The sequence below is a fragment of the Amycolatopsis viridis genome, assembly GCF_011758765.1.
In the GTDB taxonomy this organism is placed as follows: Bacteria; Actinomycetota; Actinomycetes; order Mycobacteriales; family Pseudonocardiaceae; genus Amycolatopsis_E; species Amycolatopsis_E viridis.
In genome coordinates, this window is record NZ_JAANOU010000001.1 from 1,128,361 (window position 1) to 1,152,810 (window position 24,450).

General features: G+C 71.2%; 24 protein-coding genes. 15 read left to right on the forward strand and 9 right to left on the reverse strand.

Annotation, left to right across the window (positions count from 1 at the left end):
- Positions 1-19 precede the first annotated feature (19 nt).
- Entirely contained in the window at positions 20-1,213 is a 1,194-nt protein-coding gene (locus FHX46_RS05680; RefSeq protein WP_167111284.1) for a cell division protein DivIVA, read from the reverse strand.
- A 59-nt stretch (positions 1,214-1,272) separates the two neighbouring features.
- Positions 1,273-3,267 carry an SDR family oxidoreductase gene (locus tag FHX46_RS05685; protein ID WP_167111286.1) on the reverse strand — a complete coding sequence of 665 codons (1,995 nt, stop codon included), beginning with the start codon at positions 3,265-3,267 and terminating at the stop codon, positions 1,273-1,275.
- A gap of 196 nt (positions 3,268-3,463) precedes the next feature.
- Between FHX46_RS05685 and FHX46_RS05690 the strand changes: the two genes are divergently transcribed.
- Together FHX46_RS05690 and FHX46_RS05695 are read left to right on the forward strand one after the other, a co-directional pair.
- Entirely contained in the window at positions 3,464-4,300 is an 837-nt protein-coding gene (locus FHX46_RS05690; RefSeq protein ID WP_167111288.1) for a Bax inhibitor-1/YccA family protein, read from the forward strand.
- A 161-nt stretch (positions 4,301-4,461) separates the two neighbouring features.
- The gene (locus FHX46_RS05695) at positions 4,462-5,199 is read left to right on the forward strand and encodes an LppU/SCO3897 family protein (RefSeq protein WP_167111290.1); all 738 of its coding nucleotides are present in this window, start codon (positions 4,462-4,464) and stop codon (positions 5,197-5,199) included.
- A gap of 66 nt (positions 5,200-5,265) precedes the next feature.
- Here the strand turns inward: FHX46_RS05695 and FHX46_RS05700 are convergent, their stop codons facing one another.
- Positions 5,266-6,486: an acetyl-CoA C-acetyltransferase gene (locus FHX46_RS05700; protein ID WP_167111292.1), complete on the reverse strand. Its 1,221-nt coding sequence runs from the start codon at positions 6,484-6,486 to the stop codon at positions 5,266-5,268.
- Positions 6,487-6,595: 109 nt separating this feature from the next.
- Here FHX46_RS05700 and FHX46_RS05705 point away from each other — a divergent pair, with 109 nt between their 5' ends.
- The 5 genes from FHX46_RS05705 to FHX46_RS05725 all read left to right on the forward strand — a co-directional run bounded on the left by FHX46_RS05705 (position 6,596) and on the right by FHX46_RS05725 (position 11,722).
- Positions 6,596-7,966 carry a cystathionine beta-synthase gene (locus tag FHX46_RS05705; RefSeq protein WP_167111294.1) on the forward strand — a complete coding sequence of 457 codons (1,371 nt, stop codon included), beginning with the start codon at positions 6,596-6,598 and terminating at the stop codon, positions 7,964-7,966.
- Positions 7,967-8,213: 247 nt separating this feature from the next.
- On the forward strand, positions 8,214-9,506 hold the full coding sequence (locus tag FHX46_RS05710) for a DUF4064 domain-containing protein (protein ID WP_167121168.1): 1,293 nt from the start codon (positions 8,214-8,216) through the stop codon (positions 9,504-9,506).
- Between the two features lie 129 nt (positions 9,507-9,635).
- A complete protein-coding gene (locus FHX46_RS05715) occupies positions 9,636-10,100 on the forward strand; it encodes a hypothetical protein (RefSeq protein WP_167111296.1) in 465 nt (154 codons plus the stop codon).
- Between the two features lie 2 nt (positions 10,101-10,102).
- A complete protein-coding gene (locus FHX46_RS05720) occupies positions 10,103-10,555 on the forward strand; it encodes a hypothetical protein (protein WP_313886037.1) in 453 nt (150 codons plus the stop codon).
- A 9-nt stretch (positions 10,556-10,564) separates the two neighbouring features.
- Positions 10,565-11,722: a cystathionine gamma-synthase gene (locus FHX46_RS05725; RefSeq protein ID WP_167111300.1), complete on the forward strand. Its 1,158-nt coding sequence runs from the start codon at positions 10,565-10,567 to the stop codon at positions 11,720-11,722.
- A gap of 357 nt (positions 11,723-12,079) precedes the next feature.
- Here the strand turns inward: FHX46_RS05725 and FHX46_RS05730 are convergent, their stop codons facing one another.
- A complete protein-coding gene (locus FHX46_RS05730; RefSeq protein WP_167111302.1) occupies positions 12,080-12,361 on the reverse strand; it encodes a hypothetical protein in 282 nt (93 codons plus the stop codon).
- 76 nt (positions 12,362-12,437) lie between these two features.
- On the opposite strand from FHX46_RS05730, the gene ilvA reads away from it, so the two are divergent.
- Positions 12,438-13,643 carry a threonine ammonia-lyase gene (ilvA, locus tag FHX46_RS05735; RefSeq protein ID WP_167111304.1) on the forward strand — a complete coding sequence of 402 codons (1,206 nt, stop codon included), beginning with the start codon at positions 12,438-12,440 and terminating at the stop codon, positions 13,641-13,643.
- Between the two features lie 70 nt (positions 13,644-13,713).
- Positions 13,714-14,226 (forward strand): Lrp/AsnC family transcriptional regulator, encoded by a 513-nt coding sequence (locus tag FHX46_RS05740; RefSeq protein ID WP_167111306.1) that lies wholly within the window; start codon positions 13,714-13,716, stop codon positions 14,224-14,226.
- Here FHX46_RS05740 and FHX46_RS05745 read toward each other — a convergent pair.
- The 3 genes from FHX46_RS05745 to FHX46_RS05755 form a co-directional block, all read right to left on the reverse strand.
- On the reverse strand, positions 14,205-14,996 hold the full coding sequence (locus tag FHX46_RS05745; RefSeq protein WP_167111307.1) for an MBL fold metallo-hydrolase: 792 nt from the start codon (positions 14,994-14,996) through the stop codon (positions 14,205-14,207). The two genes, FHX46_RS05740 and FHX46_RS05745, sit on opposite strands and share 22 nt — an antisense overlap.
- A gap of 89 nt (positions 14,997-15,085) precedes the next feature.
- On the reverse strand, positions 15,086-15,586 hold the full coding sequence (greA, locus tag FHX46_RS05750; RefSeq protein WP_167109261.1) for a transcription elongation factor GreA: 501 nt from the start codon (positions 15,584-15,586) through the stop codon (positions 15,086-15,088).
- Between the two features lie 189 nt (positions 15,587-15,775).
- Positions 15,776-16,201 carry a DUF4307 domain-containing protein gene (locus FHX46_RS05755; protein ID WP_167111309.1) on the reverse strand — a complete coding sequence of 142 codons (426 nt, stop codon included), beginning with the start codon at positions 16,199-16,201 and terminating at the stop codon, positions 15,776-15,778.
- A 101-nt stretch (positions 16,202-16,302) separates the two neighbouring features.
- On the opposite strand from FHX46_RS05755, the gene mca reads away from it, so the two are divergent.
- The 5 genes from mca (at position 16,303) to FHX46_RS05780 (ending at position 22,166) form a co-directional block, all read left to right on the forward strand.
- Positions 16,303-17,214 carry a mycothiol conjugate amidase Mca gene (mca, locus tag FHX46_RS05760; protein WP_167111311.1) on the forward strand — a complete coding sequence of 304 codons (912 nt, stop codon included), beginning with the start codon at positions 16,303-16,305 and terminating at the stop codon, positions 17,212-17,214.
- The gene (locus FHX46_RS05765) at positions 17,211-17,534 is read left to right on the forward strand and encodes a hypothetical protein (protein WP_167111313.1); all 324 of its coding nucleotides are present in this window, start codon (positions 17,211-17,213) and stop codon (positions 17,532-17,534) included. Before mca ends, FHX46_RS05765 begins: the two co-directional genes overlap by 4 nt.
- Before the next feature lie 37 nt (positions 17,535-17,571).
- The gene (locus FHX46_RS05770) at positions 17,572-19,602 is read left to right on the forward strand and encodes a thioredoxin domain-containing protein (protein ID WP_167111315.1); all 2,031 of its coding nucleotides are present in this window, start codon (positions 17,572-17,574) and stop codon (positions 19,600-19,602) included.
- 65 nt (positions 19,603-19,667) lie between these two features.
- On the forward strand, positions 19,668-20,234 hold the full coding sequence (locus FHX46_RS05775; protein ID WP_167111317.1) for a hypothetical protein: 567 nt from the start codon (positions 19,668-19,670) through the stop codon (positions 20,232-20,234).
- Positions 20,235-20,276: 42 nt separating this feature from the next.
- Positions 20,277-22,166, forward strand: coding sequence for an acyl-CoA dehydrogenase family protein (locus tag FHX46_RS05780; protein WP_167111318.1), 1,890 nt, complete (start codon positions 20,277-20,279; stop codon positions 22,164-22,166).
- Between the two features lie 22 nt (positions 22,167-22,188).
- Here the strand turns inward: FHX46_RS05780 and FHX46_RS05785 are convergent, their stop codons facing one another.
- A complete protein-coding gene (locus FHX46_RS05785) occupies positions 22,189-23,007 on the reverse strand; it encodes an MBL fold metallo-hydrolase (protein ID WP_167111320.1) in 819 nt (272 codons plus the stop codon).
- Between the two features lie 96 nt (positions 23,008-23,103).
- On the opposite strand from FHX46_RS05785, the gene FHX46_RS05790 reads away from it, so the two are divergent.
- Positions 23,104-23,712, forward strand: coding sequence for a helix-turn-helix domain-containing protein (locus tag FHX46_RS05790; protein ID WP_167111322.1), 609 nt, complete (start codon positions 23,104-23,106; stop codon positions 23,710-23,712).
- 21 nt (positions 23,713-23,733) lie between these two features.
- Here the strand turns inward: FHX46_RS05790 and trhA are convergent, their stop codons facing one another.
- Positions 23,734-24,405: a PAQR family membrane homeostasis protein TrhA gene (gene trhA, locus FHX46_RS05795; protein WP_167111324.1), complete on the reverse strand. Its 672-nt coding sequence runs from the start codon at positions 24,403-24,405 to the stop codon at positions 23,734-23,736.
- Positions 24,406-24,450 lie beyond the last annotated feature (45 nt).

Sequence of the window (24,450 nt, forward strand, 5' to 3'; positions counted from 1 at the left end):
GCGCGCCCCGGCCGGACGGCTACTTCGCGGACGGCGGCCGGTTCGCGGGCGGCTGCTGCTCCTCGCCGCGGGCAGCCGGGCCGGCGAGCGCGGCGGGTGGCTTGCCGGTCGCCGGAGCGGCACCACCGGGCTTGCCCGGCGCCGCCTGACCCGCGCCACCCGGCACCGCCTGCGGGGCGGCGAACACCTTCGTCGCCGCCGAAGCCCCGCCACCGGGCGCGCCACCGCCCGCCGCGGGAACCGGGCCGGATCCGGGCGCGGGCGGCGGCACCGGCGGTACCGTCTTCGTCGCCTCACCGTCGGGCTCCGCCGCCGGGCGGCTCATGTCCACCACGGACTCTTCCCGCAGCGGCTCCAGCGCGGATTGGCTGCGCGCCAGCACCTCGTCGGTCTTGCGGAGCCGTCCGGCCACCTCCGCGCTGATCCGGGACAACCGCTCGACCAGTTCCCGCGCCTCGCGCTCGCGTTGCTCCGCGCGCGCCGTCGCGTCCTCGACCAGTGCCCGCGCCCGCGCGGTCGCTTCGTCGACGAGCCGCTTCGCCTCGGCCGTCGCCTCCGCGATGCGGCGTTCGGCCTGCTGCTTGCTCGCCGTCTGCTGGTCCGCGACGTGCTTCTCCAGCGCGGCGCGCTGCGTCGCCATCGACTGCTCGAAGTCGTGCTGCACGGTGCGGCGCTTGCGCTCGGCCTCGATGTCCAGCTGGGTGCGCCGCTGCGCCGCCTCGGCCGTCAGCCGCTCGACCTCGGCCTTGGTGGCCTCCAGCGCGCGCTTGTGCTCGGCCTGCAGGGCCTGCCCGTGCGAGTCCAGCTCGGACAGCAGGTTCTGGTACCGCTCCCGCAGTTTCGTGGACAGTTCGGTGGTCGCGCTCCAGTGTTCCTCCGCGGCGACCTGCGCCCGGGACGTGATCTCCTCGGCGCGCATCTCGGCCAGCTCCACGGTGCGCTGCATGCGCTCGTCGAGGTCCTCGATCCGCTCCGGCGGCCGCTTGAGCTCCTCCACCCGGTTGCGCAGCCGCGCGATCTCGCCGCGTGCGCCCTCCAGCTCCCGGGACAAGTTGCTCGCCTGGGTCATCGCGTTGTCGCGATCCGCGATCACCCGGCGCAGGTTCGCCTCGACGTGGTCCAGGTACTGCAGCACCTGGCCACGGTCGAAGCCGTGCCACACCTGGTTGTACTCACGCCTCAACGGCAGCAGGCTGTCGCGTTCGGAGACCATGGCAGAACCGTACCCGCGCACAGCGTGTTAACACCGTCAGGCCGCGGCCGGTGTGTCACTCACCAGTGGAATCCCCTGGTCAGTTTGATCAGGGCGTTCGCCGCGCGGGACAGGTGCCGCTCGCCCTTGCCGATGCGCAGCTCGCCGCCGCCACCGGCCGCCGCCGAGTCGGGGAAGACCCGGTACCCCTCGTAGGCGATCGCGTCGACCAGGCCGGGCAGCAGCGTGTAGGCCGCCTGGATCAGGTACCCCTCCGGGGTGCCGATGTGCTTGGGCCGGTTCTTCAGCGCCCGCACCACCATGGCCGCGGCCTGGTCCGGCGATTTCGTCGGGAACGCGTCGTAGATCTTCGTCGGCCGGATCATCGGCGTGCGGACCAGCGGCATGTGGATGGTGGTGAAGGTGATGCCGTCGCCGTGCGTCTCGGTCGCCGCGATCTTGCTGAAGTAGTCGAGCGCCGCCTTCGACGCGACGTAGGCGGAGAAGCGCGGCGCGATGCCCTGCACCCCGATCGACGACACGTTGACGATGTGCCCGAACTTCCGCTCCGCCATGTGCGGCAGCACCGCGAGGATCAGCCGCACCGCGCCGAAGTAGTTGATCGCCATCGCGCGCTCGTAGTCGTGGAAGCGGTCGAAGGACAGCTTGATCGAGCGCCGGATCGACCGGCCGGCGTTGTTCACCAGCATGTCGATGCGGCCGTGGTCGGCCAGCATCTGGTCGACGATCTTGCGCACGGCCTCCTCGTCGGTGAGGTCCGCCGGGTAGACCGAGGCGGACCCGCCGGCGGCGACGATCTCGTCCCGGACTTCCGTCAGCTCCGCCTCCCGCCGCGCGACGAGCAGCGGGACCCCGCCCTCCGCGGCGACCTTCAGCGCGGTCGCCCGCCCGATGCCGGACGAGGCGCCGGTGATGATCACGCGCCGGCCGTCCAGCTCGCCGCGCGGCCCGTGCTTGCGCGCGCGGAACGGGTCGAGGTGCTCGCGCCAGTACCGCCACAGCACCGGCGCGTAGTCCTCGATCCGCGGCACGTCGATCCCGCCGGCGGCCAGCTCCTTGCGGGTCGCCGCGGAGGCGAAGACCGACGGGAACGACAGCGTGTCCAGCAGGACGGCCGGGATGCCCAGGCGCTCCAGGAACGCGTCCCGGGTGATGGTGAACCCGGGCACGTGCTCGCTCAGCCGGGCCAGCTTCAGCAGGCCGCGGGAGAGCCGCCGGTCGAGTTCCAGGTTGATCGTCGGCGCGCCGGCCGCGCGAGCGAACGCGTTGTAGACGCACACCACCGACTGCGGTTCGGGGCTGACCAGGTGGAACGCGCGCCCGTCCAGCCCGGGCCGGACGACGAGTTCCAGCAGCGCCCTGGCCACGTAGTCGACGGGGACGACGTTCGTGTCGCCCAGGTCGGGCCCGGCGAGCGGCACGTCCGGCAGCGCGGCGAGCCTGCTGATCGCGGGGAACAGGTAGTACGGCCCGTCGATCTTGTCCATCTCGCCGGTCTGCGAGTGGCCCACCACCACGGCGGGCCGGTACACCCGCCACGGCACCTCGGACTGCTGCCGGACGATCCGCTCGGCCTCGAACTTCGTCCGGTGGTACGGGGTGGGCAGGCGCTGGCCGACGTCGAACATCTCCTCGGTGAACACGCCCTCGTGGTCACCGGCCACGGCCACGGACGAGACGTGGTGCAGGCAGCCGGCGCCGATGTCGGCGGCCAGCCCGAGCACGTGCCGGGTGCCGTCGACGTTGGCCTTGACGCTGGTCGCGTCGTCGGCGGTGAGGTCGTAGAGCGCGGCGAGGTGCACCAGCCCGTCCACCTTGCCGCGCAGCCCGGCGCGCACGTCCTCGCCGACGCCCAGGCCCTCCCGGCCGATGTCGCCGTCGACGAGGGTGACCTTCTCCGGGTGCGGCCAGCCGCTGACCAGGTCGGTCAGCCGCTCCCGCGACTTCTCGCGCACCAGGAGGAACACCCGCTCGACGTCCTCCCGCGCGAGCAGCAGCGGGGTGAAGTGGCGCCCGATCAGCCCGGTGGCCCCCGTGACGAGATACCCGGTCATGTGCCTGCCCTCCGCCGTGCCTGCCCCGACCGGCTGCATTGTGCGTCAGCGCGGCGGGCCTTGACCACAGTCCTAGTGCACGGGGTTCCCCCGGTGATCACCGGGCGAGGGTAAAGTCGTCTTTACTTGACGGGAACCGGCAGGGCGCTGCCGACGTTGAACCCGATGCAGGTGCCAGTAGATCCAGGAGGATCAGGTGCGTTCCACAAGCAACCCAGCGTTCCGCAACCTGCCTACCGGCGGCGCGGGATACGGCTCCTACGGGCCGAACGTAGGCTTCAACCAGCCCCAGGGCATGCCCGGGTACGGCATGCCGTCCGGCTACGGCGGCCCCCAGGCGCCGTCGGCCGAACGCCCCATGACGGTCGACGACGTGGTCATCAAAACCGGTGCGAGCCTGGCCACCGCCCTGATCACCGGCGTGCTCGCCGCCACCTGGGCGATGTCCCAGGCCCATGCGCGCGCGCTCGGCCCGGTCCTGGGGCTGATGGTCGGCGGCATGCTCGTCGGTCTCGTGCTGTCGCTGATCATGATCTTCCGGCGGAAGCCGAGCGGCCCGATGACGCTGCTGTACTCGGCGGCCGAAGGTGTCTTCCTCGGTGCGATCACCGGGCTGTTCGAGTTCATCTACCCGGGCATCGCGCTGCAGGCGATCGTCGGCACGGCGGGCGTGTTCATCACGATGCTGGTGGTCTACAAGACCGGTGCGGTGAAGGTCACGCCGAAGCTCACCAAGTGGATCATCGGTGCGACGGCCGGTGCTGCGATCCTGATGCTGTTCAACCTGATCATGAGCCTGTTCGGGGTGAACACCGGCCTGCGGGACGGTCACCCGCTCGCGATCATCTTCAGCCTGCTCGTGATCGGCATCGCGGCGTTCAACTTCCTGCTCGACTTCGACATGACGGACCAGATGATCCGCCAGGGCATGCCGGCCAGGTGGGCGTGGTTCGCCGCCTTCGGCCTGATGACCACGCTGGTCTGGCTCTACCTGGAGATCCTGCGCCTGCTGTCGTACCTGCAGAACGACTAGCGGTTCCTCGGCGCTTTCCCGTTCCTCAGGAGGACATCCGGTGACCAGCCGGGTGTCCTCCTTGTTTTTCGTCACCCTTCCGTGGGGCGGTGATCGCCAAGGCGGCTACGCGGTGTTTGATACGAGGCGTTGTCTCGTCCCTTTACATCTGTGAGGTCCGCGTGAGCGTCCCCCCACCGCCGGTTCCGCCTGGAGGGCAGCCGGCACCGTTCGGCAACCAGCCGCCCGCCGGCAACCAGGGCGCTCCCGGCGCGCCCGGCGGGCAGTTCGGTCCGCCGCCCGGCCACCCCGCGGGGGCCCCGCCGGCCTTCCCGCCGCCCGGCCAGTTCGGTCCACCGCCCGGGCAGCCGTTCGGCCCGCCACCCGGCCGTCCGGTGCAGCGCAAGCGTCGGCCGCCGTGGTTGCTGGTCCTCGCCCCGATCGTTGTCGTCGGGCTGATCGTCGTGGCGGCCGTTGCCGTCCTGCACTCCCCGGACAGCGCGGCGGTCGGCGACTGCCTGCACATCACCGAGTTCTCCAAGAGCGGCGACACGCCGTCGAAGATCGACTGCGGCGACCAGGAGGCGAACGTCAAGGTCGGGGTGAAGCTGGACGATGCGTCGTCGAAGTGCCCCACCGGCGACTACGACACCTACAGCGTCACCGGCCGCGGCGACTACAAGCTGTGCCTGATGATCAACGCGCACGAGGGTGACTGCTTCGCCAACGTCACCTCCGACACCGCGGGTTACAAGCGCGTCCCGTGCACCGACCCGGCGGCCGAGATCGAGTTCATCAAGATCGTCACCGGCCAGGCCGACGAGTCGGCCTGCACCGGGGTGAAGGCCGACGGCGCGGTCACCTACTCCGAGCCCGCCACGACCATGTGCGCGGTGGCGAAGAACCGCGACAGCGCCTGATCCAGGACGCACGACGAAGGGGCCCGGCACCGAGCCGGGCCCCTTTTCCGTGTGCTGCCGAGAGGTCTAGCTGAGGCGCTCGATGACCATGGCCATGCCCTGACCGCCGCCGACACACATCGTCTCCAGGCCCCACTGCTTGTCGTGGTGCTGGAGCGAGTTGATCAGCGTCGAGGTGATGCGGGCGCCGGTCATGCCGAACGGGTGACCGACGGCGATCGCGCCGCCGTTGACGTTCAGCCGGTCGATGTCGATGCCCAGGTCCCGGTACGACGGGATGACCTGCGCCGCGAACGCCTCGTTGATCTCGACCAGGTCGATGTCGCCGATCGACATCCCGGCGCGGGCCAGCGCCCGCTGCGACGCCTCGACCGGGCCGTACCCCATGATCTCCGGCGACAGGCCGGACACGCCGGTCGACACGACCCGCGCCAGCGGCGTGATGCCGAGCTGCTTCGCCTTGGTGTCGGACATGATCACCAGCGCGGCGGCGCCGTCGTTGAGCGGGCAGCAGTTGGCCGCGGTGACACGGCCGTCGGGGCGGAACACCGGCTTCAGGCCGGACACGCCCTCCAGCGTCACGCCCGGCCGGGGACCGTCGTCCTTGGACACGACCGTGCCGTCCGGCAGGGTCACCGGCGTGATGTCCTTGGCCCAGAACCCGTCCGCGATGGCCTTCTCGGCCAGGTTCTGCGATCGCACGCCGAACTCGTCCATCTCCTCGCGGGAGACGTTCTTCAGGCGGGCGAGGTTCTCCGCGGTCTGGCCCATCGCGATGTAGACGTCGGGCACCTCGCCGTTCTCGCGCGGGTCCACCCAGGTGTCACTGCCCTCGGCAGCGACCTTCGCGGTGCGGGCCTCGGCGTCGGCGAAGAGGGGGTTGTGCGTGTCGGGCCAGGAGTCGGAGCTGCCCTTCGCGAACCGCGACACGGTCTCCACACCGGCGGAGATGAACACGTCACCCTCGCCGGCCTTGATCGCGTGCAACGCCATCCGGGTGGTCTGCAGGCTGGAGGAGCAGTAGCGGGTGATGGTGCACCCGGGCAGGTGGTCGTACCCGAGCTGGACCGCGACGGCGCGGCCCATGTTGAAGCCCTGCTCACCACCGGGCAGGCCGCAGCCGAGCATGAGGTCGTCGATGTCCTGCGGGTCCAGCTGCGGCACCTTGTCCAGCGCGGCGCGGACCATCTGGACGGTCAGGTCGTCCGGCCGCATGCTCACCAGCGAGCCCTTCCCGGCGCGGCCGATCGGCGAACGCGCCGCGGAGACGATGACGGCTTCAGGCATGGCGGGACACTCCTTCGGGTCGGGCTAAGCGCGTGCTTACCCACATCCTGCACCCTGGGAGCGCGCGGTCAAACCCCTGCGCGACGTCCACCACCCTTACCCTGGGGGCGTGGACTACGTCGAGCACATCGCAGACCTCGTGGGCAACACCCCGCTGGTCAAGCTGAACTCCCTCGCCGAGGGCCTGGCACCGCTCGTGCTGGCGAAGGTGGAGTACTTCAACCCGGGCGGCAGCGTGAAGGACCGCATCGCGCTGCGGATGGTCGAAGCCGCCGAAGCCTCGGGCGAGCTGCGGCCCGGCGGCACCATCGTGGAACCGACCTCCGGCAACACCGGCGTCGGCCTGGCGATGGTCGCCCAGCGCAAGGGCTACAAGTGCGTCTTCGTCTGCCCGGACAAGGTGAGCGAGGACAAGCGCAACGTGCTCAAGGCGTACGGCGCCCGCGTCGTCGTGTGCCCGACGGCCGTGCCGCCCGAGCACCCGGACTCCTACTACTCCGTCTCCGACCGGCTGGTGCGTGAGATCGAGGGCGCCTGGAAGCCCAACCAGTACGCCAACAAGGAGAACCCGGCGAGCCACTACGAGTCGACCGGCCCGGAGATCTGGCGGCAGACCGAGGGCCGGATCACCCATTTCGTGGCGGGTGTGGGTACCGGCGGCACCATTTCCGGTACCGGCCGTTACCTCAAGGAGGCGTCGCAGGGCCGGGTGCAGGTGATCGGCGCCGATCCCGAGGGTTCGGTCTACTCCGGCGGCACCGGCCGTCCCTATCTGGTCGAGGGCGTCGGCGAGGACTTCTGGCCGGACACCTACGACCGCGGCATCGCCGACGAGATCATCTCCATTTCCGACGCCGAGTCCTTCTCGACCACCCGCCGCCTCGCCCTGGAGGAGGGCCTGCTGGTCGGCGGCTCGTGCGGGATGGCCGTCGCCGCCGCGCTCAAGCTCGCGCAACGACTCGGCCCGGACGACGTGGTCGTCGTGCTCCTGCCCGACGGCGGCCGCGGCTACCTGGGCAAGGTGTTCAACGACCGGTGGATGGCCGGCTACGGCTTCCTCGAGCCGGACTCCTCCGGCGCCACGGTCGGCGACGTGCTCCGCGCCAAGACCGGGTCGCTGCCCGACCTCGTGCACACGCACCCGAACGAGACGGTCGCCGAGGCCGTTGCCATCCTGTCCGAGTTCGACGTCAGCCAGATGCCGGTCGTCAGCGCCGAACCGCCGGTGATGGCGGGCGAGGTGGTCGGCGCGGTCAACGAGCGGGAGCTGCTGGAGGCCCTGTTCACCGGGAAGGCCCAGCTCGCGGACCGGCTGGACAAGCACATGTCGCCGCCGCTGCCGACGATCGGCGCGAGCGAGGGCGTCGGCGCCGCGATGAAGGCGCTCTCCGGTGCCGATGGCGCGCTCGTTCTGGTCGACGGCAAGCCCGCCGGCGTGCTGACCAGGCACGACCTCCTGGGCTTCCTCGCCGGACGCTGAACCGGGTTTCATCGCACGGAACCGCCGGGGCGTTACGAGCGTCCACCAGTCGCATCCGATAGCGTGTGGCCACCCAGACCAACGTGAACACATACTGTCATTCCTCTCGAGGGGGTTCAAGACCCACATGAGCGCTCCGCAGCCGCCCAACCAGCCGTGGGGTGGCGGTCAGCCGCCTCAGGGTCCGCCGAGCGGTCCCCAGCAACAGTCAGACAACCCGTTCGACTCCTCCGAACCGACCCAGGTCGTGCAGCCCGGCGAGTCGCAGCAGCCGTCCGAGGGTGGTTCGTTCGGTGAGACCGCGGAGCCGACTCAGGTGGTGCAGCCCGATGGCGACCCGAACGCCACGCAGAAGGTCAACCCGGGCGAGACGTCGGGCGCGGAGTCCACGCAGCTGATGCCCCCGGGCTCGCAGTCGCCCGGCATCCCGTACGCGCCGCCGCCCAGCGCGGCCGACAACCCGGGCGCGGTGAACCCGCAGCAGGGCTTCGCGCAGCAGGGCTTCGGTCAGCAGGGTTTCGGCCAGCAGCAGCCCGGGTTCGGGCAGCAGCAGCCCGGTCCGTACGGCCAGCCGCCGCAGGGCTACGGCCCGCCCTCGCAGCCGGGTGGCTTCGCCCAGCCGACGCAGAATTTCGCGACGCCGGGTTACGGCCGACCGGGTGGCGGCGCCGGGAACAACGCGCTGTTCGGTTACATCGCCGGTGGTGTCGCCGCGCTGCTGGGCCTGATCGCCGCCATCCTGGTGCTGGTCGATTTCGGTGACGCGAGCAACTACGCCAAGCTCTACGACACCGTCAAGGAGCAGGCCTCGAACCTCGGGCTGCCGAGCCCGGGCCTGATCTGGTTCTACCTGATCATGATCTTGGTCGGTTCCCTCGCGGCACTGGCCGGTGGTGTGCTCATCGCGCTGGCCGGCCGGGTCAGCGCCGCGCTCCGGAAGATCGCACCGATCCTGACCGCGGTCGGCGGCTTCCTGCTGCTGCTGTTCGCCATCCTCTTCATGACCGCGTTCCCGAGCCGGGTGGACGTGCCCGGCAAGGCGATCATGTACCTGATCTTCGGGATCATCCTGCTGGCGATCGGCGTCCTGGGTCTCGTCCCGGGGACGAAGCAGTTCGTCGGCCTCGGCGAGGGCGGCGGCGGGCAGGCCGGCCCGGGCGGCTTCGGTGGCCCCGGCGGGTTCGGCGGTCCGCCGAGCGGCGGGTTCCCGCAGCCCGGTCACCCGGGTCAGTTCGGGCAGCCGCAGTACGGTCAGCCGGGCGGGCCGAACCCGGCCAGCGGTGGTTTCCCGCAGCCCGGCCAGTACGGCCAGCAGCCCGGATACGGCCAGCCGGGGCAATACGGCCAGCCGGGGCAATACGGCCAGCCGGGGCAGTTCGGCCAGCCGGGCCAGCCGGGCCAGTACGGCCAGCAGCCGGGTTACGGGCAGCCGCAGCCCGGTCAGTACGGGCAGCAGCCCGGATACGGCCAGCCGCCGCAGCAGCCGCAGCAGCCGGGCCCCTACGGGCAGCCCGGTCAGCAGCCGCCGCAGCAGTGGTGATCCGCTGAGTTCTCCCGTCGATGCCCCCGGCCCGGTGCCGGGGGCATCGGCTTGTGCCCGGCTGGTGCCGGCCCCCGTGCCGGCGTCGCTAGGGTGAGCGCCGACCCGATTCGATCCCCTGGGGGCGCCGTGACCAGACGCGACGACCACGAGCCGCGTCCCAGTGCCGTGACCGCGACCCTCGCCGGCGCTCTCGGGCTGGTCCTCGCCGGGGTGCTGGGGTACCTGCCGTTGAAGTTCTTCGTCGACTACGGATTTGCCGGGATGGACGGCAAGGTGCGCGTCGTGCTCGTGATCTATTCGGCGGCCGCGCTGGTGCTGCTGGTGGGCGCGCTGGCGACGTTCTTCCGGGCGGTCGCCGGTGCGGTGCTGCTGCTGGCGGGCGGTCTGCTCGCGGTCGCCGCGGTGGTTGGCGAACCGGTCCTGCTCTACCCCGGCTACTTCGGGGACTTCTTCGCGGCCATGTTCCGGTTCGCGCCCGACGACGCGTTCGTGCGGGTCGGCGCCGCGGTCGGCGGCCCGGTCGTGTTCGTGCTCGCGCTGCTTCCTGGCACCTTCCGGTACCTGCGGTACCGCCCGGCTGGTAGTTGGTAGTGGTGACCTTTCCGTCCCCTCCCGAACCCGCCGCGACCTCCCGCGGCGGCGGCACCGGCATCACCGCCGCGATCCTGGCCCTCCTCGGTGGCCTGTTCCACCTCATCGGCGTGGCCGGTGGCGCGGTGATGCTCGCCGGCGACGACGACCTGGCGCGTGGGCTGCTCACGTTCGCCGCGCACCTGGTGCTCGCCGCGACCCTCGTCACCGGCGGGGTCGGGCTGATCCTGCCCAGGGAGTTCGGCCGCGCCGCGACCATCGCCGGGTCGGCCGCGGCGCTCGCGGTGTACCTGCTGGTGCTGGTGCTCGGCGCGTTCGGCGTGTACTTCCTCGGGCTGGTCGACGGGGACGTGCCGCTGGTCTACATCGCCGTGTTGTGCGTCCCGGCGGTCGGCACGCTGGTGCTGGCGAGCCTGCCGCCCACCGGGCGGTGGGTGGCGCGCGGCTGGTCGTAGGCTGGGGCAATGACCCACGACCTCTCCTCCGCAGGCTTCGAGACACGCGCCATCCACGCAGGTCAGGAGCCTGACCCGCGGACGGGTGCGGTCATCGTGCCGATCTACCAGACCTCGACCTACGCACAGGACGGTGTCGGCGCCACCCGTGAGGGTGACTACGAGTACTCGCGCACGGCGAACCCGACGCGCACCGCGCTGGAGGAGGCGCTCGCCTCGCTGGAGGGTGCCCGGCACGGCCTGGCGTTCGCGTCCGGCATGGCCGCCACCGACGCGGTGCTGCGGACCGTGCTGCGCCCGGGCGACCACCTGGTGCTGGGCAACGACGCGTACGGCGGCACTTTCCGGCTGATCGACAAGGTCCTCAAGCTGTGGGGCGTCGAGTACGGCATCGCGGACCTGTCGAACGCGGACGAGGTGCGCGCCGCGATCCAGCCCGAGACGAAGCTGATCTGGTGCGAGTCGCCGTCCAACCCGCTGCTGGGCATCGCGGACCTGGCGGTGCTGGCGGAGATCGCGCACGGCGCCGGTGCCCGGCTCGTCGTGGACAACACGTTCGCCACGCCCTACCTGCAGACGCCGCTGGCGCTCGGGGCGGACATCGTCGTGCACTCGACCACGAAGTACCTGGGCGGCCACTCGGACGTCGTCGGCGGCGCGGTGCTCACCAACGAGGACGAGCTGCGGGAGAACCTGTTCTTCCTGCGCAACGCGGCCGGCGCGGTGCCCGGCCCGTTCGACGCCTGGCTGACCCTGCGTGGCCTGAAGACGCTCGCCGTCCGGATGGACCGGCACTGCGACAACGCCGAGCAGATCGCCGAGATGCTGGTGGCGCACCCGAAGGTCGCCGAGGTCTACTACCCGGGCCTGCCCGGGCACCCGGGCCACGACCTCGCGGCCAAGCAGATGCGCCGGTTCGGCGGCATGGTCTCCTTCCGTCACGCCGACGGTCACCAGGCCGCCCTGGACGCCGCGGCGCGCACGTCGCTGTTCATCCTGGCCGAGTCGCTCGGCGGCATCGAATCGCTCATCGAGCACCCGGGCCAGATGACGCACGCGAGCGTCGTCGGCTCGATGCTCCAGGTGCCGGAGGACCTGCTGCGGTTGTCCGTGGGCATCGAAGACGCCCGTGACCTGAGCGACGACCTCCGCTCCGCGCTGGGCTGAGGCGTGTTCCGCCTGTGGCTTGCGCCGCGGGGCGGGTAGCGGAACCACGCGTGCCGGTTAGCGGCCCACCCGCCCGCGGCTCCGCCGCTTGGGCAACCGCCCAACACGGCGCCGCAACCGCCCAACACGGCGCCGCCAGCGGCAAACACGGCGCCGCCAGCGGCAAACACGGCGCCGCCAGCGGCAAACACGCGGGTGGCCGCCGTGTTCGCCGTTCCGGGTGGCGTGTTGGCCCCTGCGGGTGGCGTGTTTGCCGTTCCGGGCGGTGTGTTTGCCGTTCGGATTGTGGCGCCGGACCGGGGAGACGAGCCTCCGGATCCGCGGCTTCGGTCGTCGGTGCGCGGCACGCCGGGAGCGTCAGGGGCGGTAGTTGTTCAGCTCGGCGGTTTTCGCCTCGCCCGGCGTGGTGCCGGTGCGGATGCTGTGCAGGTCCGTCCGGTCGACGCAGCCGCCGACCAGTTCCACGTAGTTGTCGTGGCGGATGTACTGGCCGGGATCGCCGCAGCCGGCCCGGTCCACCGTGTAGACGGCCGCGCCGGTGAGGGCCAGCGCCGAGGTCACGCCCGCGACCAGCGGCAGCAGTCCGGCCGCACGCGTGGCACGCCGGACTCTGCTGCCCGTTTCGCTCCGCGCTGGCATGGCTACTCCCGATTCGCCGTCCTGACCGGCTCCAGGGTACCGAAACCGCCGCCGCCGGAGTGGCATGATCCGGGATATGGATCTGGTGGACGTCGAACGCATCCGTGCGGCGCGGAAGCTCCTCGCGGGCATCACCCGCGTGACCCCCATGGAGCACGCGCGGGATCTGGAAAAGTCACACGGCGGGCCGGTCCACCTCAAGTGCGAGAACCTGCAACGCACCGGTTCGTTCAAGATCCGCGGTGCCTACACGCGGCTGCACGGCCTGAGCGCGGAGGAGCGGGCCCGCGGGGTGGTCGCCGCCAGCGCGGGCAACCACGCGCAGGGGGTGGCGCTCGCGGCGTCGCTGCTGGGCATCTCGTCGACGGTGTTCATGCCCACCCGTGCCCCGCTGCCGAAGCTGGCCGCCACCCGCGGGTACGGCGCGGACGTGCACCTGCACGGTGACGTGCTGGAGGAGGCCCTCGCCGAGGCGATCGCGTTCGCCGACCGGACCGGGGCGGTGTTCATCCACCCCTTCGACCACCCCGACATCATCGCCGGGCAGGGCACGGTCGGTCTGGAAATCCTGGAGCAGGTACCGGAAGCGGCCACGGTCCTGGTGCCCACCGGCGGGGGCGGGCTCGTCGGAGGCGTGGCGTGCGCGGTGAAGGCGTCGCGGCCGGACGTGCGGGTGGTCGCGGTGCAGGCCGAGGACGCCGCGGCGTACCCCCCGTCGCTCGCCGCGGGAGGACCGGTGCGGTTGCGCGAGATGCAGACCATGGCCGACGGGATCGCGGTCGGCCAGCCCGGCCCGGTGAGCTACGCGCACGTGGCGGCGAAGGTCGATGACGTCCTCACGGTGTCGGAGGAATCGCTGTCCCGCGCCGTGCTGCTGTGCCTGGAACGGCGCAAGCTGGTGGTCGAGCCCGCGGGCGCGGCGGCGGTCGCCGCCCTGTTGCAGTACCCGGGCGAGTTCGCGGCGCCGGTGGTGGCTGTGGTCTCCGGTGGGAACGTGGACCCGTTGCTGCTGCTGCAGATCATCCAGCACGGCATGACCGCCGGCGGGCGCTACCTCGCGCTGCGGCTGCGCGTGCCGGACCGGCCGGGCTCGCTGGTGTCGGTGCTGTCCCGGGTGCGGGACCTCGGCGCGAACGTCCTCGACGTCGAACACTCGCGGATCTCCGGAGCACTGGCCCTCGGCGAGGTCGAGATCGCGCTCAACCTGGAGACCCGAGGGCCGGCGCACTGCCAGGAGGTTCGCACCGAACTCCAGCGCGCCGGGTTCACCGTCGTCGGCTAGCGAGTGCCGAAGAGCTGCGTGCGCAACGCCAGCGCAGTTCGCTGGACACTGTGTCCAGTGGTCGGCCACGATGATCCGGCAACATGCGCAATCTGACCAGGAGGTCGCGGTGGACGCGCTCGACGCCAAGTTGTTGCTGCTGCTCACCGACGCGCCCCGGCTGAACGTGCTGGAGTGCGCGCGCCGGCTCGGCGTCGCCCGCGGCACGGTCCAGGCCCGCCTGGACCGGCTGACCGAGCAGGGCATCCTCGGCGGGTTCCCGCCCGAGCTGGACCTCGCCGCGATGGGCTACGGACTGACCGCGTTCGCCGTCCTGGAGATCGCCCAGGGCAGGCGCACGGCGGTGGCGGAGGCGCTGGCGGCGATCGAGCAGGTGTGCGAGGTGCACGCCACCACCGGGCAGGGCGACCTGTTCGTGCGCATGGTGGCGCGCGACCACGACGACCTGCAGCGCGTGATCGACGCGGTGGTCAGCGTGCCGGACGTGCGGCGCACCTCGACGTCACTGGCCCTGTCGACCCCGGTGCCGCCGCGGGTCCGGCCGCTGCTGGAACGGCTCGCCTACGAAACGAACTCCAGGTAGCGCTTGGCCGAGCGCTGCACGACCTCGTGGCCGTCCCGGCGCACCACCGCGTCCCACCACGCGCCGTAGATCGCCTCGAAGCGGTAGCCGGCGAGGATCTCCGCCGCGCGGCGCACGACGGCAGGCCGTTCCGGGATGAGGTTCGGGTAGCTGTACATGAAGGCCACGAACTCCCGGTCCGGGATGACCTGCACGATGTCGCCGGACAGCAGGGCGCCCTCACCGTGCTCGCCACCGGACCAGTGCAGCACGGTGCCGCCGGCGAAGTGCACGCCCAGGTTGATCAGGGTCAGCTCGTCGCTGATCCGCTTCGTGCGCCCGCTCCACAGCTCGATCCTCCCGTCCGGGCGGCCGATCCACTGCCGGTCGTGCTCGTGCAGGTAGACCGGCACGTCGAAGGCTCGGGCCCACTCCACGCACGTGGTGTAGTAGTGCGGGTGGCTGATCGCGATGCCGGTGATGCCGCCGCGGGCGGCGATCTCCCCGGCGATGGTGTCGTCCAGGTAGGCCGTGAGGTCCCAGAGGAAGTTGCCGCCCGCCGCCTCCACGAGCAGCGCCCGCTGGCCGATGGCGAACTTCGGGGTGCAGCCGATGCCGGTGATGCCCTCACCCTCCGGCCGCACGAGGGCCTCGTGTTCGGACCGGAGCGTGGCGAAGTCGGTCCACTGCTGGCCCGAGGGCGGGACGTACTGGCGCTCGTCCTCGCAGATCGGGCAGTCCTCCCGCGGCGCGGCGTACTGCATGCCGCAGGTCATGCAGATCGGGTTCATGCCGCCACGCTAGCCGCTCCGGCACGACGAGAGCGGCTGTTCCGAGCTGATTCTCCCAGCCGGAACAGCCGCTCTCGGAAGTCGTGGGCTCAGCCGGTGTAGGGCACGGCCTTGATCAGGGTGACCTTCTGCGTGCTGCCGTTGGGCAGCTCGTACTCACGCGACTCGCCCTCCTTGGCGCCCAGCAGGGCCTTGCCCAGCGGCGACTCCGGGGAGTACACGTCCAGGTCGCCCTCCGAGGCGCCCTCTTCACGGGTGGCGAGCAGGAACTTCTCCTCCTCGTCGTCACCGTCGTAGCGGACGGTGAGGACCTTGCCGGGACCGGCGACGCCGTCGTTCGCCGGGGCTTCGCCGACCTTGGCGGACCGCAGCAGCTCCTGGAGGTGCCGGATGCGCGCCTCCTGCTGGCCCTGCTCCTCACGGGCGGCGTGGTAGCCCCCGTTCTCCTTGAGGTCGCCTTCCTCGCGGCTGTCGTTGATCTTCGCAGCGATGACCGGACGATTCTCGATCAGCTCGTCGAGCTCGTGCTTGAGCCTGTCGTAGGCTTCCTGGGTCAGCCAGGTCACCTGGGTGTCGCTCACGGCCACCATCTCCTCGTCGTGCCTGCCGGACATGGGTGTTCATGCCGGCGGCCGCACTGCATCGAGTGCGGCTGGATAAAGGAAAAACACGGCCCGTCTGGGCCGTGCCGGTAGATCAGGGTACCACGGCAGGGCTGGTCAGCGCCGGTGCGCACGTCAAGAGCCGGGCATTCGGCGCCTCATTCACCCCGTTGGCCGCTAACTCCTTGACAAATACTCCGGTATGTCGTAGGAGCACCCGTACACGTCCGCGGTGACCGGCTGGTCGATGCTCCGCACCACCGCGTCGACGCGCGTGGCCCCCGGCGGGACGTAGACCTCGCGCCGCCCGCTCTCCGCGCCGCTGATGTCCCGCGTCCGCACGATGCACACGCCGGGCCGTCCCGGTTCGTCCCGCGTCACGTTGAGCGACACCGTCATCGCGTTGCCCGGCAGCTCCTGGAACGTGACCCGCTCCGCCGTGATCGGCGCGGCGCCCAGGTTCAGGTACCCGATCCACGCCACGGCGCCGCCCACGGCCACCGCCACCACGGCGTACGCCCACCGGCGCCAACGCCGGCTCGGCCGCTGGGGGCGCCCGTAGCGGCCTTCCGGCAGCGACGGGGGCGCGCTCGCGGTGCTCAAGCCGGGCCTCCGATCCAAACTGTCGTACCCCCGGGGACAATGGGGGCAACCGCAGTATCCCTCCGCGGTGGAATACGTATTCAGAAGGGGTCGTTGGACGCATGGTGGGTTCTGTCGAACTGGTGTCCGGGTCGGGATCGCGCCTGCGTCTCATGGCGGTGCACGCCCATCCCGACGACGAATCGAGCAAGGGTGCGGCCACGATGGCCCGCTACGTGGCCGAGGGTGCCGAGGTCATGGTCGTGACCTGCACCGGAGGCGAGGCGGGCAGCATCCTGAACCCGGCCATGGACCGGCCCGACGTGCTCGCCAACATGTCCGCCATCCGCCGCGAGGAGATGGCGAAGGCCGCGCAGATCCTCGGCGTGCAGCACCGCTGGCTGGGTTTCGTCGACTCCGGCCTGCCAGAAGGTGACCCGCTGCCGCCGCTGCCCGAGGGCTGCTTCGCGCTCACCCCGCTCGAGGAGCCGGTGCGCGAGCTGGTCAAGGTCATCCGCGAGTTCCGCCCGCACGTGGTGCTGACCTACGACGAGAACGGCGGCTACCCGCACCCCGACCACATCCGCTGCCACGAGGTCTCCGTCGCGGCCTTCGACGCTGCCGCCGAGCCGGACAACTTCCCGGAGGCGGGCGAGCCGTGGCAGCCGCTCAAGCTGTACTACATCCACGGGTTCTCCCGCGCGCGCATGGAGGCCTTCCACGAGGCGCTGGTCGAGGCGGGCATGGAGTCGCCGTACGCGGAGTGGCTCGGCAAGTGGGACCCGGACCGCGCCGACGTCATGGAGCGGGTCACCACCCGCGTCGAGTGCGCGGACTACTTCGAGGTCCGGGACGAGGCGCTGAAGGCCCACGCCACGCAGATCGACCCGGACAGCCGCTGGTTCTTCGTGCCGCTGGAGATGCAGCGCCGGGTGTGGCCGACCGAGGAGTACGAGCTGGTCCGGTCGCTCGTCGACAGCACGCTGCCCGAGGACGACCTGTTCGCGGGCATCCGTGAGAAGGTGAACACATGAGTCTCTTGTTGCCGGTGACGGCGCCGGTCGCCACGACCGCCCTCGTCCTCGCGCAGCAGCCGGGCAACGGCGACAACGGCGGCCAGGGCGAGGACTTTGGCAAGTCCTCGCCGCTGGGGTTCCTGATCCTCCTGCTGTTCCTCATCGCCGTCGCCCTGCTGGTGCGCTCGATGACCAAGCACCTCAAGCGGGTGCCGCCGACGTTCGACCCCGAGGAGCAGGCCGCCGCGGAGGCGAAGGCCGGCGAGCCGGGCGGTGAACCCGCTGCCGCGCGCGCTGGGGAGCCCGCCAAGCAGCCGGAGAAGAGCGAGAGCAGCTAGCGCGGCGATGCCGCGGAGGCCGTGACACCCTGGTGGCATGGCCAATCGACTCGCTGCCGCGACGAGCCCGTACCTGCTGCAGCACGCCCAGAACCCGGTCGACTGGTGGCCGTGGGGCGCCGAGGCGCTCGCCGAGGCCCGGCGCCGGGACGTGCCGATCCTGCTCTCGGTCGGCTACGCGGCGTGCCACTGGTGCCACGTCATGGCCCACGAGTCCTTCGAGGACGCCGAAACCGCGCGCCTGATGAACGAGCACTTCGTCAACATCAAGGTCGACCGCGAGGAGCGTCCCGACATCGATGCGGTCTACATGACCGCGACCCAGGCGATGACCGGTCAGGGCGGCTGGCCGATGACCTGTTTCCTCACCCCGGACGGCGAACCGTTCCACTGCGGTACCTACTACCCGCCGCAGCCGCGGCCCGGGATGCCGTCGTTCCAGCATCTCCTCGTCGCGGTGGCGCAGGCGTGGCAGGACCGGCGTGACGAGCTGCGCGAGGGCGCCGGGAAGATCGTCGAGCACCTCGCCGGGCAGCTCGGCCCGCTGCCGCCGGCCCCGGTCGACGCGGGCGCGCTGGACGGCGCGTTGCGGAGGCTGGCCGCGGAAGCCGACCGTGAGCGGGGCGGATTCGGTGGGGCGCCGAAGTTCCCGCCGTCGATGGTGCTGGAGTTCCTGCTGCGCCACCACGAACGCACCGGGTCCGCGGAAGCGCTGTCCCTCGCCGAGTCCAGTGCCGGGGCGATGGCGCGCGGCGGCATCCACGACCAGCTCGCCGGCGGGTTCGCCCGCTACTCCGTCGACGCGTCCTGGGTCGTGCCGCACTTCGAAAAGATGTTGTACGACAACGCGTTGCTCTTGCGCTGCTACGCGCACCTGGCCCGCCGCACCGGCTCCGCACGCGCTGCGACGGTGGCGCGGATGACCGGGGCCTTCCTGCTGGAGCGCCTGCGCACCACCGAGGGCGGGTTCGCCGCATCACTGGACGCCGACACGCTCGGCGAGGAGGGGCTGACCTACGTCTGGACGCCCGCGCAGCTGCGCGAGGTGCTGGGCGACGAGGACGGAGCCTGGGCGGCGGAGCTGTTCACGGTCACCGCATCGGGCACGTTCGAGCACGGCAGCTCGGTCCTCCAGCTGGTGCGCGACCCGGACGACCCCGCGCGCTTCGAGCGCGTGCGGGCCGCCTTGCTGGCCGCGCGGGACCAGCGACCGCAGCCGGGCCGGGACGACAAGGTGATCGCGGCCTGGAACGGGCTGGCGATCACCGCGTTGTGCGAGGCGGGTGTCGCGCTCGACGAGCCGGGCTGGGTGGCCGCGGCCGAGCGGGCCGCGTCCGCGGTGCTCGGCATCCACCTCCGTGACAACCGCCTGCGCCGCAGCTCCCGGGACGGCGTCGCCGGGGACGCGGCGGGGGTGCTGGAGGACTACGGCTGCCTCGCCGAGGGCCTGCTCGCCCTGCACCAGGCGACCGCCGAGCCACGCCGGCTCGCCGAGGCGGTGAACCTGCTGGACATCGCGCTGGAGCAGTTCGCCGTCGCGGGGTCCCCGGGTGCGTTCCACGACACCGCCGACGACGCCGAGGTCCTCGTGCACCGGCCCGCGGACCCGACCGACAACGCGAGCCCGTCCGGCGCCTCCGCGCTGACGAACGCGCTGGTCACCGCCTCGGTGCTGGTCGGAGGGGAACGCGCGGCACGGTATCGGGCGGCGGCCGAGGAGGCGGTCCGGCGGGCCGGGCAGCTGATCGCGAAGGCGCCGCGGTTCGCCGGGCACTGGCTGACCGCGGCGGAGGCGCTGCTGGCCGGGCCGGTCCAGGTCGCCATCGCGGGCCCGGACTCGACGGAACGCGACCTCCTGCGTGGGGTGGCTGCCCGGCGCGTGCACGGCGGCGCGGTCGTGGTGGCCGGGGAGCCGGACGCGGACGGGGTGCCGTTGCTCGCGGACCGGCCGATGGTCGATGGGAAGACCGCCGCCTACGTCTGCCGCGGCTATGTCTGCGACCGGCCGGTGACCAGCCCGGACGACCTGGTCGCCGCCTTGTCCGCCGGCAGTGAACACCGGTCCTGACTGCGCGCTACACGAGTAGCGTCAATAGCGATGTAATCAAGTAATCATCGCTGGAGGCGAGACCGATGCGGACGCACGCGCAGTGGGGTCGGGGCTGGAAGGGCCGTGGGCAGGCCGAGGTGCCGCCCGCGGACGACGCGGCGGGCTGGTTCGCCGGCCGGTTGCCCGACGGCTGGTTCACCGGCACCCCGGACATCACCGTCGACCGCGAGGAGATCCTGGTCGTCGGCGAGCTGCCGGCCCTGACCGAGGAGTTCGCCGACGACGCCGCACGCGCCGCGGCAGAGGCCGGCCGCATCAGCCGGTTCCGCGAGGAGACCCGCGAGCAGCGCATCGAGATCGCGCGGCAGGCCGAACACCGGTACCAGCGCAAGGTGTCGTGGGGCGCGCGCCTGGGCGGCAGCGAGGAGTTGTTCACCACACAGTCCGTGCCGGTGATGACGCGGCTGCGGCAGCCCGAGCGGCTGGTGCTCGACACCTTGGTCGACGCCGGGGTGGCGCGGTCCCGCTCGGACGCGCTGGCCTGGGCCGTTCGCCTGGTCGGGCAGCACGCCGAACAGTGGCTGGGTGAGCTGCGCGAGGCCATGTCGAAGGTGGACGAACTGCGCCGCGAGGGACCGGATCTGGGCTGAGCTCACCCTGCGGGATCGCGGAAGTTACGCCAGAGTAGGAACATGAACCCCGATGCGTTGACCGCGGTACTGGATGGACAGTGGGCCCAGCTGCGCCGGGAGATTCGCGCGCAGTTCGCGGACTACGACCACGACGAGCCCCACGACCTGAGCACGGAGGAGTACCGGGCCTGGGTGCTGGAGCGCCTGCGTGAGCTGGCGAAGAGCGGCTGGCACCGGCTCGGTTTCTCCACCGAGTACGGCGGGGGCGGGGACATCGGCGGCTCGGTCGTGTCGTTCGAGATGCTCGGTTACGGCGACCTGTCGCTGATGGTGAAGTCCGGGGTGCAGTGGGGCCTGTTCGGCGGCGCGATCCAGCTGCTCGGCACCGCGCACCACCACGAGCGCTACCTCGCCCGGATCATGGACCTGGACCTGCTCGGCTGCTTCGCGATGACCGAGACCGGGCACGGCTCCGACGTGCAGCACCTGCGCACCACGGCGACCTACGACCCGGCGACCCGGGAGTTCGTCATCGACACCCCCGACGAGCAGGCGCGCAAGGACTACATCGGCAACGCCGCCCGGCACGGCCGCATGGCGGTGGTGTTCGCGCAGCTCGTCACGGGTGGGGAAAGCCGCGGCGTGCACGCGTTCGTGGTGCCGATCCGCGACGAGGCCGGCGCCCCGCTGGCTGGCGTGGAAATCGGCGACGACGGCCGCAAGGCAGGGCTCAACGGCGTCGACAACGGGCGCCTGACGTTCCACTCCGTGCGGGTGCCGCGCGACGCGCTGCTCAACCGCTACGGGGATGTGACCGAGGACGGGACCTACACGAGCCCGATCGACAGCGACAACCGCCGGTTCTTCACGATGCTGGGCACGCTGATCCGCGGCCGGGTCAGCGTGGCCGGCGGTGCGATCCACGCCACGGAGCGGGCGCTCGCGATCGCGACCCGCTACGCGGAGCAGCGCCGCCAGTTCGCCCGGCCCGACGGCTCCGGCGAGGTCGTGCTGCTGGATTACCGGGCGCACCAGCGGAAACTGCTGCCCGCCATCGCGCGGACCTACGCGCTGCACTTCGCGCACGAGGAGCTGACCCGTGCGCTGCACGACCTCCAGAGCTCCGCCGAGGCCGGGGAACGCGCGCAACGGGAGCTGGAATCGCGTGCGGCCGGGATCAAGGCGGTCGCCACCTGGCACGCGACCCGGACCATCCAGATCGCGCGGGAAGCGTGTGGCGGCGCGGGATACCTGGCGGAGAACCTGCTCCCGGCGCTCAAGGCCGACACCGACGTGTTCACCACGTTCGAGGGCGACAACACGGTACTGCTGCAACTGGTCGCGAAGGGACTGCTGACCAGCTACCGCGACCACTTCGCCGATCTGAGCCCGCTCGCCACCGCCCGGCTGGTCGCCGAGCAGTTCGTCGGCGCGGTGATCGAGCGGACCGCGGCGCGCAAGGTGATCGAGCGGCTCGTGGACGCCGCACCCGGCCGGGACGACGACGGCGTGCTGTTCGACCGCGGCTGGCAGCTGAAGCTGTTCGAGGACCGCGAACAGCACGTGCTGGAGGGCTGCGCGCGGCGGCTGCGCCGGGCCGCGGAGGCGGACCCGTTCGAGGTGTTCAACGACGCGCAGGACCACGTGCTGCGCGCGGCGCGGGTGCACGTCGACCGGGTCGTGCTGGAGGCGTTCGTCGCGGCCATCGACCGGTGCGCGGACGAGGAGGCGCGTGCGCTGCTGAACCGGCTGTGCGACCTGTACGTGCTGTCGAACGTCGAAGAGGACCGCGCCTGGTTCCTCGAACACGGCCGGCTCACCTCGCCGCGGTCCAAGGCCGTGGTCGCCGCGGTGAACGACCTGTGCGCGGAGCTGCGCCCGCACGCGCGGCTGCTGGTGGACGGTTTCGCGGTGCCGGAACCGTTCCTGCGGCCCGCGATGCTGCGTTGAGCGGGCCTCGCGAGGGGCTTGATCAGCCGATCGGTGGTGCCAGGTATTCCAGCGCGTAACCCTCACCGGAGGGGGTTACGCGCGCGATGCCGGGCGAGTCGAGGTGGGCGCCGGCTACGAAGTGGTGTGGTTGGGTCAGTTGTTCGAGGAGTGTCCCCCGCGCGGCGCGCGCCTGGGACTGGTTGCCGTCGAGCTCCCAGGAAACGTTCGGCTGATCGAATTGGAGCGTGGGAACGTGCACGGTGTCGCCCCAGGCGAGAAGGTGGCCGGCGCCGCTGCTGACCTCGTAGACCGTGTGACCGGGGGTATGGCCCGGCGTCGGGATCGCGGTGGTCCAGTCGTTGATCGCGGCATTCTCCGACACGGGAACGACCCGGTCGCGGAACGACTCGAGCCGTCCCGTGAACACCGAGGTGTCGGCCGCGCCGATCCACACGCGTTCGAGTTCGGGGAACGCCTCTGAACCGTCGGGCGCGATCAGGCCGCTCACGTGGTCTACGTGCCGGTGGGTGATGGCCACATCGGTGACCTGTGCGCGGTCGATCTCCGCTTCCTCGAGCGCGTCGTAGATCAATCCCATCGTCGGGTCGTGCCACGCGTTGGACGCACCGGTGTCGATGAGAACCGACCGCGTGCCGTCGGTGACGAAGAAGGCGTTGACCGACAGCCGCAAGTTGTCGCCGGCCAGCGGGACGGCGGCCGGCAGCTCATCGAGGGCGCGTCCATTCTCATCGCGGAGCCGCGTCGGCGCCATGTCGATGTACCCATCTCGCAACGAGATCACCTGCAGATCGCCGAATTCGAACCTCGCGTGGTGCCGGCCACTCGAAACCAAGCGCATGGAACACTCCCAGAATGTCTTCGATAGAAGAACTGCTCTCCTTTAGGAGAGACCATACACTGCTGGGAGCGAGGTAGCCATCGATCAAGGAGCACGATGGTCGAGCAAGACGGATACGCAGCCGGGCCACAGCGCCGTGACGACCTGGCGGGCGCGTTCGGCGCGAACGTGCGGCGACGCCGCGAGGAGGCGGGCCTGACGCTGGATCAGCTGTCCACGCGGTCATCGGTCAGCCGGGCGATGCTGTCCAAGGTCGAACGCGGCGAGAAGAGCCCGACGATCGGTGTCGCCTCCAGGATCGCCCACGCGCTCAACGTGTCGCTCTCGGACCTGATCGATGCGCCCGCTGCGGCCGCGTCCGGTGTGGCCGTGGTCATGCGCGTGAACGAACGCCCCGTTTTCCGTGACCCGGAAACCGGCTTCGAGCGGCACATCGTTTCGGCGGCCCCGGGCGCGGGAGGAGCCGAGGTGGTGTTCCACCACCTCCCCGCGCAGGTCTCCACCGGCCTGCTGCCCGCCTATCCGCCGGGTACGGAGAAGCAACTCGTGGTGCTCGACGGCACCCTCACCGTCGCGCTCGGCGGGATCAGCGAGACCCTGAACGCAGGCGACTCCCTGTTCTTCCAGGCCGACGCGGACCACGGCTTCGCCAACCGAACCGGCGAGCCCTGCGAATACATCATGGTCATCTCGCGCAGGACCTGATCGTCCGCAGTTCGCGGTAGCTCAGGCGGACAGGGCGAGCCAGACCGCGATGTAGTGCGAAACCGCGGCGAGCACGGTGCACGCATGGAAGAATTCGTGGTACCCGAAGGTGTTCGGCCAGTAGTTGGGCCACTTGACCGCGTAGAAGACCGCGCCGGCGGTGTAGAACGCGCCACCGACCAGCAGCAGCACGAGCGCCGTGACACCGGCGTGCGTCGCCAGCTCGGGCAGCACGAAGATCGCCACCCAGCCGAGCGCGACGTAGATCGGCACGCCCAGCCAGCGCGGCGCGCCCGGCCACAGCATCTTCAGCGCGACCCCGGCCACCGCCCCGCCCCACACCACGGCGAGCACGACGTACCCGGTGGGCTTCGACATCGCCAGCAGCGTGAACGGGGTGTACGTGCCCGCGATGAACAGGAAGATCATCGAGTGGTCGGCGCGCTTCATCCACTGGTAGGCACGCGGGCTCCACAGCCGCCGGTGGTACAGCGCGCTGACCCCGAACACGCCGAGCACGGTCACCCCGTACACCGAGGTGGCCAGCACCGCCAGGCCGGACACCGTGGCGGCGGCGAAGGCGACCAGGGCGGCCACGCAGGCGAGCGCGCCGAAGAACGTCCAGAAGTGGATATGCCCGCGGAGCCGGGGCCGCGTGTCGACGAAGGACGGTGGGTCGGTCTCAACGGTCACACCCACCAGGTTACGGCCCCGTAGGTACCGCGCCAGCCAACCGTG